We start from the raw sequence: 13,951 nt of genomic DNA, 5'->3' as shown, positions 1-13,951 counted from the left end.
CGCTCCACCCGCCCGCCGCGCTCCAGCCGCGTGCACGGCCGCCCGAGCCGCGCCGCCGCCGCGTCCAGCAGCTCGGCCGCCGACGTACCGCCGAGGTCCGCCAGCAGATCCCCCGGATCCCTCTCAGGGTGCCCACGCCCGAGCAGCCCGGCGAACGCCCCGTGCGCCACGCCGGGCACGTCCTCCCCGCTGACGTGCAGCAGGACCACCCCGGACGCGTGCGGCGCGTAGGTGCGTACGGCGTCCACGCAGGCGGGCCAGGTGCCCTCCACCAGCCAGGCGATCACACGCATCCGGTCGGCCTCCTCCGCCTTCAGAGAACCTGGAGCGCTCCCCACAATGCCACCACCGCGGGCACCAGCGCGGACGGCACGGTCAGCAGACCGAGCCGGGTGAACTCCTTGAGGTCCACGCCGTGTTCGTGCTGGTGCACGATCCGCCGCCACAGCAGGGTCGCGAGGGAGCCGGCGTAGGTGAGGTTCGGGCCGATGTTCACCCCGAGCAGCACCGCGAGGACCGCCCCCGGCCCGGCCGGCGCGGTCAGCGGCAGCAGGACCAGCACCGCCGGCAGGTTGTTGATCAGGTTGGCGAGGACGGCGGCCGGCGCGGCGACGGCGAGCAGCGCCGGCAGTCCCGTGCCGCCGGGCAGGACGTGTCCGAGCGCGCCGGCGAGGCCGTTGTCCACCACCGCGCGCACCACGATGCCGAGGGCCAGGACGAACGCCAGGAAGGCCGGCGCCGCGGCCCGCACCACCGTCGGCGGGGTCGCCGTCCGCCGCACCAGCGCGCGCCCGGCGAGCACCAGCGCCCCGGCCAGCGCCGCCCACACCGGTTCGACGCCGAATGTGGACGCCACCACGAAGCCGGCGAGCGTGCAGGCCACGGTGACCAGCGCGAACAGCGGCAGCCCGGCCGGCTCCCCGATGCGCGGCGAGGGTGCCGCGGCCGCCAGGTCGCGGACGAAGAAGCGGCGGAAGACCACGTACTCGGCGCCGATCGCGACCAGCCACGGCAGCGTCATCAGCGCCGCGAACCGGGTGAAGCTCAGCCCGCTCGCCGCGAACGCCAGCAGGTTGGTGAGGTTGGAGACCGGCAGCAGCAGCGACGCGGTGTTGGACAGGTGCGTGCACGCGTACACGTGCGGTTTGGGCCGTACGCCGGTGCGGGCGGCGGTGGCGAACACCACCGGCGTGAGCAGCACGACCGTGGCGTCCAGGCTGAGCACCGCGGTGATGGCGGAGGCCAGCGCGAACACCGCCGTCAGCAGCCGCACCGGGCGGCCCCGCGCCCAGCGGGCCATCCACGCCCCGCACGCCCGGAACAGCCCCTCGGCGTCGCAGAAGTGGGCGAGCACCAGCACCGCCGCCAGGAACCCGACCACCGGCCCCAGCCGCTCCGCCTCGGCCCGGGCGTGGTCGAGCGGGATCGCGCCCGTCGCGACGACGACACCGGCGGCGGGCACGGCCATGACCGCCTCCGGCCAGCCGAACGGGCGGACGACGGCCCAGGCGAGCACGGCGACGAGCAGGGCGACCGAGAGACTCTCGGCGAGCGCGGTGTTCAGGGCGGGGTCCTCCCGAATGCGGTCGGCGGTGTCCGCTCAGGGAGCCGTGCCGGGGCCGAGGACCGTCAGGAACACCGAGGAGGCGTTGCCGCCCACGGGGACCTGGCCGGCCGTCCACCTCACCGTGAGGTGGTCGCGTTCGTCCGGCGGCGTGACGATCAGCGCTGCGGGCGTCGCCGTCCTCGCCCCGCTCACTCCGGGGTTGGAGAACGTCAGCCCCGCCCAGGCGCTGCTCCCCGGCCTCAGCGTCACCGTGGTGGGCGTGCCCGCGGACCGCTTCGGCTCCGGGCCCAGCTGCCGGCCCGCGGCGTCCACGAACGCGGCGCCGGGATAGCCGCGCACGGTGCAGGTACGGCCGGAGGTGTTGGTCAGGACCACCGGGAAGTTCTCCTGCCCGGCGCCGGGGTCGTTGCGGCCCACCGAGGCCTTCAGTTCGGAGGTGTGGCAGCGGGTGCTCGTGGCGGCGGCGCGGGTGCCGCCCGTGCCGTGGGCGGAGCCGGTGGCCGCGCTGCTCGGGGGTGTGGCGCCGCTGCTCGTGGCGGAGTCCGTGCCGGGTGTCGTACCGGTCACGGTGCCGCCGGCCGTGGTGTCGCCGGTCGCGGGCGCGGCGGTGCCCGACACCTGCCGCGGAGCGCCGCTCGTGCCGCCGCCGCTGCCGCAGGCGGTCAGCAGACCCAGTACGGCGACCGCGCTCGCCAGCAGGGCCGCTCGGTGGACGGACGGGGACGTGTGCGTCATGTTCCACACTCCTGGAGGTTCGCCGCACGCGGTGGCCGCGTGCGTCCGGCGCCTCGTGCGCCGTCATGGGTGTCCGATGCGCGAACCGGACGGAAAGTTCGCGGCCGACCGCACATTCCTCACCTTCCTCCGGAACTCCTTCCCGCCGCGTGCCGCGCGGAGTTCACCCGTACGAGGTCAGGTGACCCGCAGGGAGCGGAGTACGCGTCCGGTCGCGTCGCCGTCGCCGCGCTGCCGGATCTGCACGTACACCCGGGGCCGGCCGCCGCCGGCCGGGGCGAGCGCGGTCTCCGTGAGCCGCCCGCCGTCCGGGCAGGCGCTCCAGGTCCGGATCCGGCCGTGCCACCGTCCGCCGGTGCAGGAGCGGCCGCCGTCGTAGTGGCAGCCCGGGTGGCCCAGCGCGTTCACCCGTGCGGTGACGTCGCCGTGCTCGCCCAGGCCGACGAACACCCCGCGCACGTCCGCCCCGAGGTCCTGCCACCGGGACAGGTCGTCGGCGACGGCGAGGCCCGGCTCGTGCCCGGCGGGCAGGCGCCGTGCCGCCGAGCAGCCCGCGGTGATCGAGCCCGCGCGGTACGCCGACCCGCGCACCACCGGTGTCATCGCGGGCTCCCGCGTCGACCTGCTGGAGGCGCTGGACCGGCTGGAGCGGGAGCATCCCCACCTGGTGGCGCCGCTGGTCTACCGGGACATCTGCCAACTGGAGTACGCGGAGGCCGCCGAGCGGGCCGGCATTCCGCTGGGCACGCTCAAGTCGCGGCTGCACGAGGCGCGCCGCCGGGTCAGGCCGTGGCTGACCGACGCCTCCTGAGCCTCGGGCCGGCGCCCCGACCCGTCGGCGTCACTCGTCGTCCAGGCTCAGCTCCGCCCAGATGGTCTTGCCCTCGGCGGTGTGCCTGCTGCCCCACCGCCGGGTGAGCTGGGCGACCAGCAGCAGACCGCGGCCGCCCTCGTCCCAGGTCTTGGCGCGGCGCAGGTGCGGGGCGGCGTGGGTGGTGTCGTACACCTCGCAGATCAGGTGCGCCCCGCTGTGGATCAGCCGCAGCCTGATCGGCGGAGTGCCGTACCGCAGCGCGTTGGTGACCAGCTCGCTGACCACCAGTTCGGTGGTGAACGCCGCCTCGCCGAGCCCCCAGCCGTCGAGCTGCTCGACGACCCGTTTGCGGACCGGGGCGACCAGCGAGGGATCGGGCGGGATGTCCCAGGTGGCCACCTGGGAGGACGGCAGGCCCCGGGTGCGGGCCAGCAGCAGGGCCACGTCGTCGCAGGCGTTGCCCGCCGGCAGCAGGGCGTGCAGGACGCGGTCGCAGGTCTCCTCCAGGGAGCCGGTCCGGGCGGCCAGCGCCTCGCACAGCAGCCGGTGGCCGGCGTCGGCGTCCCGTCCGCGGCCCTCGACCAGCCCGTCGGTGAAGAAGGACAGCACGCTGCCCTCCCGCAGGTCGAGTTCGACGCTCTCGAACGGCAGCCCGCCCACGCCCAGCGGCGGACCCCACGGCAGCTCCACCCGGCGCGGCGGGCCGTCCGGCGGGACCAGGACCGGCGGCGGGTGCCCGGCACGGGCGAGCGTGCAGCGGCGGGAGACCGGGTCGTAGACCGCGTACAGACAGCTCGCGCCGGCCTCGCCGGGGCCGCCCTCGGTGCCGGCCTCGGCGGACATCCGGGCCACCACGTCGTCGAGGTGGGTGAGCAGCTCGTCCGGGGAGAGGTCGATGTCGGCGAGGGTGCGTACGGCGGTGCGCAGCCGACCCATGGTGGCCGAGGCCTGCACGCCGTGCCCGAGGACGTCCCCGACGACCAGGGCGACCCGCATCCCGGACAGCGGGATCACGTCGAACCAGTCGCCGCCCAGCCCGTCCCGGGCCGCCGGCAGGTAGCGGGAGGCCGCCTCCACGGCGGCGGTGTGCGGCAGGGTGCGCGGCAGCAGGCTGTGCTGCAGGGCGAGGGCGGTCTCCCGCTCCCGGGAGTAGCGCCGGGCGTTGTCGATGCAGACGGCGGCGCGGGCCGTGACCTCCTCGGCGAGCAGCACGTCGTCGGGCATGAACGGGGCGGGCTGCTCGAACCGGGTGAAGACGGCGACTCCGAGGGTCACCCCCCGGGCCCGGATCGGCACGGACATCGTGGAGTGGACGCCCAGCTCCCGGACGCGCGTGCTGCGCACCGGGTCCCAGGACAGCCACTTCTCCAGGTCGCCCGCCTCCTCGGTGAGCACCACCGAGTGACCCGTCACCAGGCAGACGCCCTGCGGAGAGGTGGCCGGGTAGACCTCGGCCCTCCCGGCCACGGCGACGGCCTCCGGCGCGCCCGGACTGACGGAGCTGTGGGCGGCCCGGCGCAGGGCGACCGGCATGTTCGGCGGGCCGGTGAGCGGCTTGCCGCCGTCCTCGGCCGCGTCCAGCAGGTCGACGCCGACGAAGTCGGCGAGGGCCGGGACACAGACGTCGGCGAGCTCCTGCGCCGTCCGGGTGACGTCGAGGGTGGTGCCGATGCGCACGCTCGCCTCGTTCATCAGTTGCAGCCGCTCGCGCGCCCGGTACTGCTCGGTGAAGTCGTGCGCGGCGACACTCACCCCGCACACCCGTCCCCGAGGGTCGGTGACCGGGGACACACGGGCCAGCCAGACGTTCGACCGGCCGTCGACGCCCATCGGCGCGTACGTCCGCGCGTCGTCCTCCCGGCCGGTGGTCAGGACCCGGTGCATGTGCCGCTCGAAGTCCTCGCTCTGCCGGTGGCCGCCGATCTCGGAGTGGCGCAGACCCCGCAGCCGCTCGGCCGGCACCCCGCCGAACACCTCCGCCATGGCGGGATTCATCCCGCGCAGGCGCAGCCGCTCGTCGTAGACGGCCATGGCGCAGGGGGACTGCATGAGCGCGATCCGGGACAGCGGGTCGTCCGGGGCCTTCGGCCCGCCGTCCTCCAGGGGAGTGACCAGGAGCAGGCCGCCGCCGTCCTCCGGGGCCCGGCGGTTGACCAGTACCCAGACGGTCACGGCGTGCCCGTCCCGGTGCCGCAGGGCGAGCGTGCCGCTCCAGCGCGGCCCCCCGGGAAGGACCGGCCGCGGGCCGCCGGCCAGCAGGTGCGCCGCCTTCCTGCCCAGGACCTCCTCGGGCGCCCAGCCGAGCAGCCGGTGCGCGCCCTCGTTCCACTCGACGAGGACGCCGTGGTCGTCGACGACGGCCCGTGCCGTGGCCGCGTCGTCGAACGGGTACACCGGGCTCATCGTCGCCACTCCATCGCGCACACTCACAGTGAACAGGTGCGTCACTTGCGTTCCACCCTAGTCCGTAACGGCGTCGCGCGGACGGCGGCCCCCTGCCGTGCGGCGGACGCGTCAAGGGGACGCCCGGTCGTCGCGGCAGCGGGGGCGGGAACGCGCCGCCACACCCTTGACGGGATGTCATGGCTGCAACAAACATGGCGGGGTCCGTCTCTTGGGAGCGCTCCCACGGGAGTGCCGCCCGTACCTCCCTCTCGAGGAGCCCAGACGTGAAACGACGCAGAACCACCCTGTTGTCCGTGCTCGCCCTGCTCGCGGCGGCGTTCACCACCCTGCCCGCCGCCCCGCAGGCCCGGGCCGACGAGGCCGAGCAGATCAGGAACGGAACCTTCGACACCACCACCGAACCGTGGTGGACGACGAGCAACGTCACCGCGGGCCTGTCCGACGGCCGGCTGTGCGCGAACGTGCCCGGGGGCACCGCCAACCGCTGGGACGCCGCCGTGGGACAGAACGACATCACCCTGGTGAAGGGCGAGACCTACCGGCTGTCGTTCTCGGCGTCCGGCACGCCCGACGGGCACGTGGCCCGGGCGCTCGTGGGGCTGTCGGTGGCGCCGTACGACACCTGGTTCGAGGTGAGCCCGCAGCTGAGCGTCTCGGGGAACGCCTACTCCTACACCTTCACCTCCCCCGTCGACACCGCCCAGGGCCAGGTCGCCTTCCAGCTCGGCGGCGCCGCGGATCCCTGGCGCTTCTGCCTGGACGACGTGTCACTGCTGGGCGGGGTGCCGCCGGAGGTGTACGAGCCCGACACCGGGCCACGGGTCCGCGTCAACCAGGTCGCCTACCTGCCGGACGGGCCCAAGAACGCCACGCTGGTCACCGACGCCGCCTCGAAGCTGCCCTGGCGGCTGCGCAACACCAAGGGGGCCGTCGTGGCCCAGGGCTGGACGGTGCCACGGGGCAAGGACATCTCCTCCGGGCAGAACGTGCAGTCGATCGACTTCGGCTCCTACCGGGGACGCGGCAAGGGCTTCACCCTGACCGCCGACGGCGAGACGAGCCGCCCCTTCGACATCGGCGCGGAGGCCTACGAACAGCTCCGCCTGGACTCCCTCAAGTACTACTACACGCAGCGCAGCGGGATCGCGATCCGCGAGGACCTGCGCCCCGGCTACGCCCGCCCCGCCGGCCACCTGAACGCCGCCCCCAACCAGGGCGACGCCAAGGTGCCCTGCCGGCCCGGCCTGTGCGACTACACACTGGACGTCACCGGCGGCTGGTACGACGCGGGCGACCACGGCAAGTACGTCGTCAACGGCGGCATCACCACCTGGGGACTGCTGAGCACCTACGAGCGCTCCCTGCACGCGCGCACCGGCCGGCCCTCGAGCCTCGGTGACAGGACGCTCGCCGTCCCGGAGAGCGGCAACAAAGTGCCCGACATCCTGGACGAGGCCCGCTGGGAGCTGGAGTTCCTGCTGAAGATGCAGGTGCCGGCCGGGAAGCCGCTGGCCGGCATGGCGCACAGCAAGATCCACGACGAGCAGTGGACGGGGCTGCCGCTGCTGCCCCACCAGGACCCGCAGAAGCGCGAGCTGCACCGGCCGACGACCCAGGCGACCCTGAACCTGGCGGCGGCGGCCGCGCAGGCGGCCCGCCTCTACGGGCCCTACGACAAGGCCTTCGCGGCGAAGGCCCTGCGGGCCGCGCGGACGGCCTGGACCGCGGCGCTCGCCCATCCCGCGCTCCACCCGGATCCGGACGACGGCATCGGCGGCGGCGCCTACCCCGACGACAACGCCGCCGACGAGTTCTACTGGGCGGCCGCCGAGCTGTACCTCACCACCGGGGAGCGGCAGTTCGCCGATCACGTGACCAAGTCCCCGCTGCACACGGCCGACCTCTTCGGCAGCGTCAGCTTCGACTGGGCCAGTACCGCGGTACCCGCCCGCCTCGACCTCGCCACCGTCCCGAGCGGGCTCCCCGGCCGGGAGAAGGTGCGCCAGTCGGTGATCAAGGGCGCGGACACGTACCTGGCCACGCTGAAGTCGCAGCCCTACGGCATGCCGTACGCCCCCGCGGACAACATGTACGACTGGGGCTCCAACAGCCAGATCCTCAACAACGCCCGCGTCATCGCCACCGCCCACGACCTCACCGGCGCCGCGAAGTACCGCGACGGCGCGGTGCAGAGCATGGACTACGTCCTGGGCCGCAACGCCCTCAACATCTCCTACGTCACCGGCTACGGCACCGTCAGCTCCCACAACCAGCACAGCCGCTGGTACGCCCACGAACTCGAGCCGGGCCTGCCGAACCCGCCGAAGGGCACCGTCGCCGGAGGCGCCAACTCCAGCATCCAGGACCCCTACGCGCAGAGCAGACTCCAGGGCTGCGTGGGCCAGTTCTGCTACATCGACGACATCGAGTCCTGGTCGACGAACGAGACGGCCGTCAACTGGAACGCGGCGCTGGCCTGGATGGCCTCCTACGTGGCGGACCAGGGCCGGCAGGCCGGGCCGGCCGCTCACCCCGGACGCGGGTGAGCCACCGGACGGACAGGGCCGCCGCCGCATCGTCGCCGACGCGGCGGCGGCTCGGTTCCAGGTTCCGTGGGTCGCTCCTCGGTACCGTTGTCTCACTGCTGTGACCTGCGGATATTTACGGGTGAGTACCCGCGCGGTACCGTGTGGGGCATGCCAGCTCTCAATGTGGAGTTCAGCGATCGCGAGCTTGAGGACCTGCGCCAGATCGCCAAGGAACGCGGTACGTCGATGAAGGCGCTGGTGCGCGAGGCGGCCGCCGCCGACATAGCCCGGCACCGGGCCCTGCAGGAGGGCGCCGAGGCCTTCCGCAGGTTCTTCACCGCGCACGCCGACGAGTTCGCCGAGGCCTTCCCCGAGGACGAGTCGCCCTCGAAAGGCGAGGGGCGGGCCGCCTGACCGATGACCCCAGTCATCCATATCGACGTGCCCTGGCTGCTGCAGCGCCACGAGGAGGTCCTGCCGGACCAGCCCACGGTCGACGACTTCTCGGCCCTGGTGGCCGCCGTCGCCCGCCATCGTGTCGACCCGCCGCGTCTCGGCGTGGACTCCGACCCGGCCTGGCGGGCCGCCGCCCTGCTGCACACCCTCGCCGTGCTCAAGCCCCTGCCGTCGGCCAACGCACGCTTCGCCTGCGCGACGGCCGTCTCGTACATGTTCGTCAGCGGTGTCGGCATCGACCCGCCCTACGGCGCCCTCGTCGACCTCGCCCGTGACCTGATGTCCGGCAAGACCGACGTCTACGGAGCCGCCGACCGGCTCCGCTCCTGGGAGATCTGACCGCCGCTCCGCCCGTACCGTACCCTCGGGGCCGCCGACCGCGGGCGGGAGGAGCGGGGCCGGAGCGCGGCACCGGTGTGTGCGCGTGTTCCCCACGGGGAGCAGGGAACGAAGCGGGCGGACACGACGCCCGGTGACGCCCGGCCTCCTGACTTCCTGTCAACGATGCGGGCCTTGCCCGCATGCCTTGTTGGGCGCCATTGAGTTGTGCAAAGCTGAACGGCCCGTGCGTGGGCAAGAGCCGATTCCGATGGGACAGTTGAGGAGTCGAGCCGATCCACCGCCGGCCGTACGCCGGACTCACGCGCCCGCACCACTCAGGTACGTACCAAAGGAAGCCGCTTCGTGCCCACCCCCCACCCCGCTCGTCCTCTCTACCCGTCGCCCGACGGTGCCTCCGGAGAGTCCGACGAGTCCCTCGCCGCACGGCTCGCCGGCAGCTCGGACGCCGAAGTCGCCCATGCGTGGCCCTGTTGATCGCCCGGCACTGGCAACCGGTCCACGAGTACGCGGTGATCTGCCTCGCCTCCTCGGCGCCGATCGCGTCCATGGTCACCTCGGCCGCCTTCCACCAGGTCTTCGACCGGCTGACCCTGGGCGAGCCGGGTGCGGCGCTGCGCCCCCGGCTGCTGGTGACGGTGCGGGACACCGTCCGGCTGTGGGCCGCGGAGGACCGGGTGTCCGGCGTTCTCCCGGAGCTGCGGAAACCCGCCGGGGGCCGGGGGATGCGGAACGCCGTGACCCTGACCCCGGAGAACCGCCGGCTCGCCCAGCGGTCCTTCGAGGGGCTCTTCCCGGCGGCCCGGTGCCTGCTGTGGCACACCGAGGTGGAGGCCGAGCCCCTCGGCGTCCCGGCCGGACTGCTGGGCGTGGACCTCGAGACGGCGGCGCTCACCCTGGAGCAGGCGCGGGAGAAGTTCCGCGAGGGCTGTGTGCGCGCCCACCGGGAACTCGCGCCGACCGACGGCTGCCGCTTCTACAACCGGCTGCTCGACGTCCCGATCCGCCGCGGCGGCGACCTGCTGCCCGATGTCCGGCAGCATCTGGACGACTGCCGCTACTGCCGGGACGCCGCCGGGCAACTCGGCCTGGTGGAAAGCGGACTGGGCGAACAGCTCGCCGAGGCGGTGCTCGGCTGGGGCGCCGACCGCTACCTCGCATCGCGCCCGGACCGTGCCCAGCAGGCCCCGCGCACCAGGGGCTCCGGCCGGCACGGCGGCGGGCGGCCGGCCGGTGGCGGCCGGCGCCGGCCGCTGTCCCGGACTCCGGCGTCCGACCGCCGTGTGCCCGGCCTCCCGCGGCCGTCCCGGGCGCTGCGCACCGGCCTCGGGCTGGCCTCCGCCGGACTGCTCGCCACCGTGCTCGGCGTCAGTCTGTGGTCGGGCGGCGGCACCGCTCCGGCCGCGTCCACCAGTGTGACCGGCGCGCCGGACACGGCCCCCGGCACCGACTCCCCGACTCCGCCCGCCGCTTCGGCGACGCCCGGAACCGCCGGGCTGCCCCCGGCGACCGGGCAGACCCGGCTGCGCAACGTCTCGGTCGGCCTGTGCCTCGCCGTCCGGGGCGAGCCGAAGGCCGGGGCGGCCGCCGAACTCGCCGAGTGCTCCTCGGCCTGGAGCCAGCAGTGGTCCCTGGAGGAGGACGGTCTGCTGCGCAGCGTCGCCGATCCCGGCCTGTGCCTGGACTCGCACGCCGACGCGGGCGTGGTCGTCCTCGGCACCTGTGCGGAACCCGGCACCGGGCGCGGCCCCGATGTGCGCTACGACAGCGGCCCGCAGGGGGAGTTGCTGCCCCGCCGGGAGAAAGGTCTCGCCCTCGCCCCCGCCTCGCCGCAGGTGGGCGCCGACGTGGTCGTCAAGGCCCGCGACGGCTCGACGGCCCAGCGCTGGGCGGCCGGCTCCCTGTCGATCGCCGGGACGCACACCCCGCCCGTCCGGCAGGCGGAACTGCCGGACAGCAGCACGTGAGCGGCCGCCTCGCGGCGGGCGTCAGGCAGGCCGGGCAGGGTCCTCCACGAGGTCGGCCGCGCCGACCGTGCCCGGCGTGGCGTGGCCCGTCAGGGCGAGGGTGAGGTCGAACTCCGCGAGCAGACAGCGGATGACGTGCTCGACGCCCGCCTGGCCGTCCAGCCCGAGCCCGTACGCGTACGGCCGGCCCACCAGCACCGCCCGCGCGCCGAGCGCGAGCGCCTTGAAGACGTCGTCGCCGGTGCGCACGCCGCTGTCGAACAGCACCGTCAGCCGGTCGCCCACCGCCCGGGCCACCCGCGGCAGCGCGTCGGCGGCGGCGACGGAGCCGGCCACCTGGCGGCCGCCGTGGTTGGACACGATCACGCCGTCCATCCCGGCGTCGGCGGCCAGACGGGCGTCGTCGGGGTGCAGGATGCCCTTCAGGACGATCGGGCCGTCCCAGTTCTCCCGCAGGAACGCCAGGTCCGGCCAGGTCTTGCCGGGGTCGGCGAACATGCCCACGAAGTGCAGCACCGCCGCGTTCGGGTCCTCGTGCACCGGCTTGGCCAGGCCCGCGCGGAAGGCCGGGTCGGAGAAGTAGTTGGCGGTGCCCACCCCGTGCAGGAACGGCAGGTACGCCTGGTCCAGGTCGCGGGGCCGCCAGGCCAGCAGCGGAGTGTCCAGGGTGACCACCAGGACACCGAACCCGGACGCCTTGGCCCGGTTCAGGAAACTCCGGGTCACCTCGCGGTCCTTGGCCCAGTACAACTGGAACCAGCGCTCGGCGTCGCCCATCGTCTCGGCGACCTGCTCCATGGCCGTACTGGAGGCCGACGACAGGACGAACGGCACGCCCTGCGCGGCCGCCGCCCGGGCCGCCGCCGGCTCGGCGTCCGGATGCATGATCGACAGCACGCCGACCGGCGCCAGCGCCAGCGGAGCCGGCAGGGCCCGGCCCAGCACCTCCACCGACAGGTCCCGCTCGTGGACGTCCCGCAGCATGCGCGGCACGATCCGGCGGCGTTCGAGGGCCGCCCGGTTGGCGCGTGCCGTACTGCCGTTGCCCGCGCTGCCCGCCACATAGCCCACCGGACCGGGACCCAGCCGCCGCTCGGTCAGCTCCTCCAGGCGGGTCAGATCGGTGGGCAGCCGGGGCACCGCGCCCGTCATCCCGTGGAGATAGATCTCGTACTGGAAGTCCGCCCAGTGCTTCGCCATCCGTCCCTCCCGCCCGAAGCCGCCGACCACGCGCCGCGCCCGACGATACCGGCGCCGGGCCGCCCCTCAGTCCCCGGCCGCCGACTCGGCCAGCACACGGGCCAGTTCGCGGGGCCGGGAGAACATGGGCCAGTGGCCGGTGTCCATCTCGACCAGCTCCCAGCACTCGCTCTTCAGCAGTTCGGCCACGGGAGGTATCGGCTCGGTTCCGTCCAGCAGGCACTTGACGTACGTCGTCGGCAGCTCGCCCAGCGGGCGCTCCAGCACGGCCGGCTCGGTGAGCGAGGCGCCGGGGTGCGGTGTGCCCTCGGTGACGATGCGGTCGATCTGCTCGTCGGTCAGCTCCTGGCCGGCGTACTCGGACGCCGGGAGGGGCGGCCAGAGCCCGCCGTGGGCGTCGAGCGCCTGCCGGACGGGGGCGCTGTCGAAGCTCGAGAGGAACGACTGCCCGTCGACCGGGACGCCCGAGTCGACGAACACCACGCGCCGCAGCCGGTCGCCGATGCGTTCGGCGGCCTGGCCGACCGGGATGCCCGCGTAGCTGTGCCCGACCAGGACGACGTCCCGCAGATCGTGACGCTCGACGTGGTCGACGATGTCCTGGACGTGGGTCCGCAGTCCGGCCGGCACGTCCTTCTTCTCGGCGAGGCCGGAGAGCGTGACGGCGTGGACCTCGTGCCCGGCCTCCCGCAGACCGGGCGCCACCTCGTCCCACGCCCACGCACCGAGCCACGCGCCTGCCACCAGTACGAAGTGAGTCATGCCCGCCAACGTATCCGGTGGGTCTGACAACGGCCTTTCCCTCTGGGGTTGTTGACACGGGCCACGCCACGGCCACCGGGACACCGGGACACCGACGGTACGGCGGCCGCCACCGGCGCCGGCGGCAGGCCGATGCCGACGCCGGTGGACAGAACCCCCGCTCTTTCGTCAGCCCTCCTGACCCGCGGTGTCCACGCCGTGGGCGTCCTCCGGCCGGGTGTCGGGGCCCTGGGCCCTGACCCGCTGCACGTGCTCCAGGGACTCCCGCAGCTCGGTGAGCCAGTCGTCGGTGTGCCGCTGCACCAGGCGTACGCACCAGGCGAGGGCGTCGCTGCGGCTGCGGGCGACACCGCCCGCGATCAGGGTGTCGAGGACCTGCCGCTCGGGCTGGCGCAGCCGGGTCATCACGGGCGCGGCGACGTGCGTGAACAGGGTGCGTTCGCCGGCGCACTCCACGCCCCAGGAGACCTTCCGGCGGAACCGGTGCTCGGCCTCGCGCGCCACCGCCATCCGGTCCTGGCGGGTGCGCTCCCGGAACTCCTGCGCCCGGCCCTCCACGGCCGCCTCCCGCTCCGCGGGCGAGACGTCCTCGGCCAGCCGTGGCGCGGGGATGCGGCCGATGACGGTGATCTCCTCGCGGTCGACCGTCACCTCGACCAGTTCCTCGAACAGATCGTCCGGCAGGCGGCCGGCGAACCAGCCGCGCAGCTTCTCCCGTTGCTCTGTCGTAATCATGTAATGACGATTACTCGCCTCGAACATGAACACAAGGGGTCACGGGGAAGTGCGCCGAGAGCGGAAGCGGAGTCTTTCAGGACGATTGACGAACGCGGGGAATCCGGCCATCCGGCCGGATCCGATGATCGACGGGCCCGTGGAATGGGGGTTGTGCCGTTCGCGTTCCGTGACTTCACGCCACTGATTCAATACGCAAGGTTACCGAAACCCGTGGGTTCGATGTGAGTTTCGGCGGCGGACTCGGCAGACTCCCGCACGCCGGTCCGGCACCGACCGAGCCGGGCGCCGGCACCCGACGACATCCAGCGGAAGGAAGCACACGATGCGGAACACCGCGCGCTGGGCAGTGACCCTCGGCCTTACGGCCACGGCCGTCTGCGGACCCCTCACCGGGGCCGCCCTGGCCGGCCCGTCCACCGCCCCCGCCGCGCTCTACGCC

The 13,951-nt window shown here is 74.1% G+C and carries 10 protein-coding genes and 4 pseudogenes; 6 read left to right on the top strand and 8 right to left on the bottom strand.

The genetic code is table 11. From position 1 onward, the window contains the following. The 4 genes and pseudogenes from C1I97_RS16785 to C1I97_RS16770 all read right to left on the bottom strand — a co-directional run. Window positions 1-293 (bottom strand): annotated as a pseudogene (locus tag C1I97_RS16785) (universal stress protein); the annotation flags it as partial. Between the two features lie 20 nt (window positions 294-313). Then, window positions 314-1,564 (bottom strand): arsenic transporter, encoded by a 1,251-nt coding sequence (locus C1I97_RS16780; RefSeq protein ID WP_111004027.1) that lies wholly within the window; start codon window positions 1,562-1,564, stop codon window positions 314-316. A gap of 36 nt (window positions 1,565-1,600) precedes the next feature. Then, window positions 1,601-2,302 (bottom strand): DUF4232 domain-containing protein, encoded by a 702-nt coding sequence (locus tag C1I97_RS16775; protein ID WP_111004026.1) that lies wholly within the window; start codon window positions 2,300-2,302, stop codon window positions 1,601-1,603. Between the two features lie 177 nt (window positions 2,303-2,479). Beyond that, window positions 2,480-2,893 (bottom strand): hypothetical protein, encoded by a 414-nt coding sequence (locus C1I97_RS16770; RefSeq protein WP_181446755.1) that lies wholly within the window; start codon window positions 2,891-2,893, stop codon window positions 2,480-2,482. Here C1I97_RS16770 and C1I97_RS16765 point away from each other — a divergent pair. Continuing rightward, window positions 2,832-3,113 (top strand): annotated as a pseudogene (locus C1I97_RS16765) (RNA polymerase sigma factor); the annotation flags it as partial. The gene C1I97_RS16770 and the pseudogene C1I97_RS16765 sit on opposite strands and share 62 nt — an antisense overlap. A 30-nt stretch (window positions 3,114-3,143) precedes the next feature. Here the strand turns inward: C1I97_RS16765 and C1I97_RS16760 are convergent. Then, window positions 3,144-5,519, bottom strand: a complete 2,376-nt coding sequence (locus C1I97_RS16760) for a SpoIIE family protein phosphatase (protein WP_111004025.1) — start codon at window positions 5,517-5,519, stop codon at window positions 3,144-3,146. Window positions 5,520-5,785: 266 nt separating this feature from the next. Between C1I97_RS16760 and C1I97_RS16755 the strand changes: the two genes are divergently transcribed. From C1I97_RS16755 to C1I97_RS16740, 4 genes and pseudogenes are all read left to right on the top strand, one after another. Then, the gene (locus C1I97_RS16755) at window positions 5,786-8,068 is read left to right on the top strand and encodes a glycoside hydrolase family 9 protein (protein WP_111004024.1); all 2,283 of its coding nucleotides are present in this window, start codon (window positions 5,786-5,788) and stop codon (window positions 8,066-8,068) included. Between the two features lie 150 nt (window positions 8,069-8,218). Continuing rightward, on the top strand, window positions 8,219-8,464 hold the full coding sequence (locus C1I97_RS16750) for a hypothetical protein (RefSeq protein ID WP_111004023.1): 246 nt from the start codon (window positions 8,219-8,221) through the stop codon (window positions 8,462-8,464). A gap of 3 nt (window positions 8,465-8,467) precedes the next feature. Next, window positions 8,468-8,845, top strand: a complete 378-nt coding sequence (locus C1I97_RS16745; RefSeq protein ID WP_111004022.1) for a toxin Doc — start codon at window positions 8,468-8,470, stop codon at window positions 8,843-8,845. A 345-nt stretch (window positions 8,846-9,190) separates the two neighbouring features. Next, window positions 9,191-10,812: pseudogene (locus tag C1I97_RS16740) on the top strand (RICIN domain-containing protein). Window positions 10,813-10,833: 21 nt separating this feature from the next. Here C1I97_RS16740 and C1I97_RS16735 read toward each other — a convergent pair. The 3 genes from C1I97_RS16735 to C1I97_RS16725 all read right to left on the bottom strand — a co-directional run bounded on the left by C1I97_RS16735 (window position 10,834) and on the right by C1I97_RS16725 (window position 13,509). Then, the gene (locus C1I97_RS16735) at window positions 10,834-12,012 is read right to left on the bottom strand and encodes a lactate 2-monooxygenase (protein WP_111004021.1); all 1,179 of its coding nucleotides are present in this window, start codon (window positions 12,010-12,012) and stop codon (window positions 10,834-10,836) included. 66 nt (window positions 12,013-12,078) lie between these two features. Continuing rightward, the gene (locus C1I97_RS16730; RefSeq protein WP_111004020.1) at window positions 12,079-12,774 is read right to left on the bottom strand and encodes an alpha/beta fold hydrolase; all 696 of its coding nucleotides are present in this window, start codon (window positions 12,772-12,774) and stop codon (window positions 12,079-12,081) included. A 168-nt stretch (window positions 12,775-12,942) separates the two neighbouring features. After that, window positions 12,943-13,509 carry a hypothetical protein gene (locus C1I97_RS16725; protein ID WP_111004019.1) on the bottom strand — a complete coding sequence of 189 codons (567 nt, stop codon included), beginning with the start codon at window positions 13,507-13,509 and terminating at the stop codon, window positions 12,943-12,945. A gap of 325 nt (window positions 13,510-13,834) precedes the next feature. Here C1I97_RS16725 and C1I97_RS41485 point away from each other — a divergent pair. Then, window positions 13,835-13,951, top strand: a pseudogene (locus tag C1I97_RS41485) (protease inhibitor protein); the annotation flags it as partial.

Source organism: Streptomyces sp. NTH33 (assembly GCF_003236365.1).
Classification (GTDB): domain Bacteria; phylum Actinomycetota; class Actinomycetes; order Streptomycetales; family Streptomycetaceae; genus Streptomyces.
The sequence above is the reverse complement of the archived record's forward strand: the minus strand, read 5'-3'. Positions and strand labels throughout refer to the sequence as shown.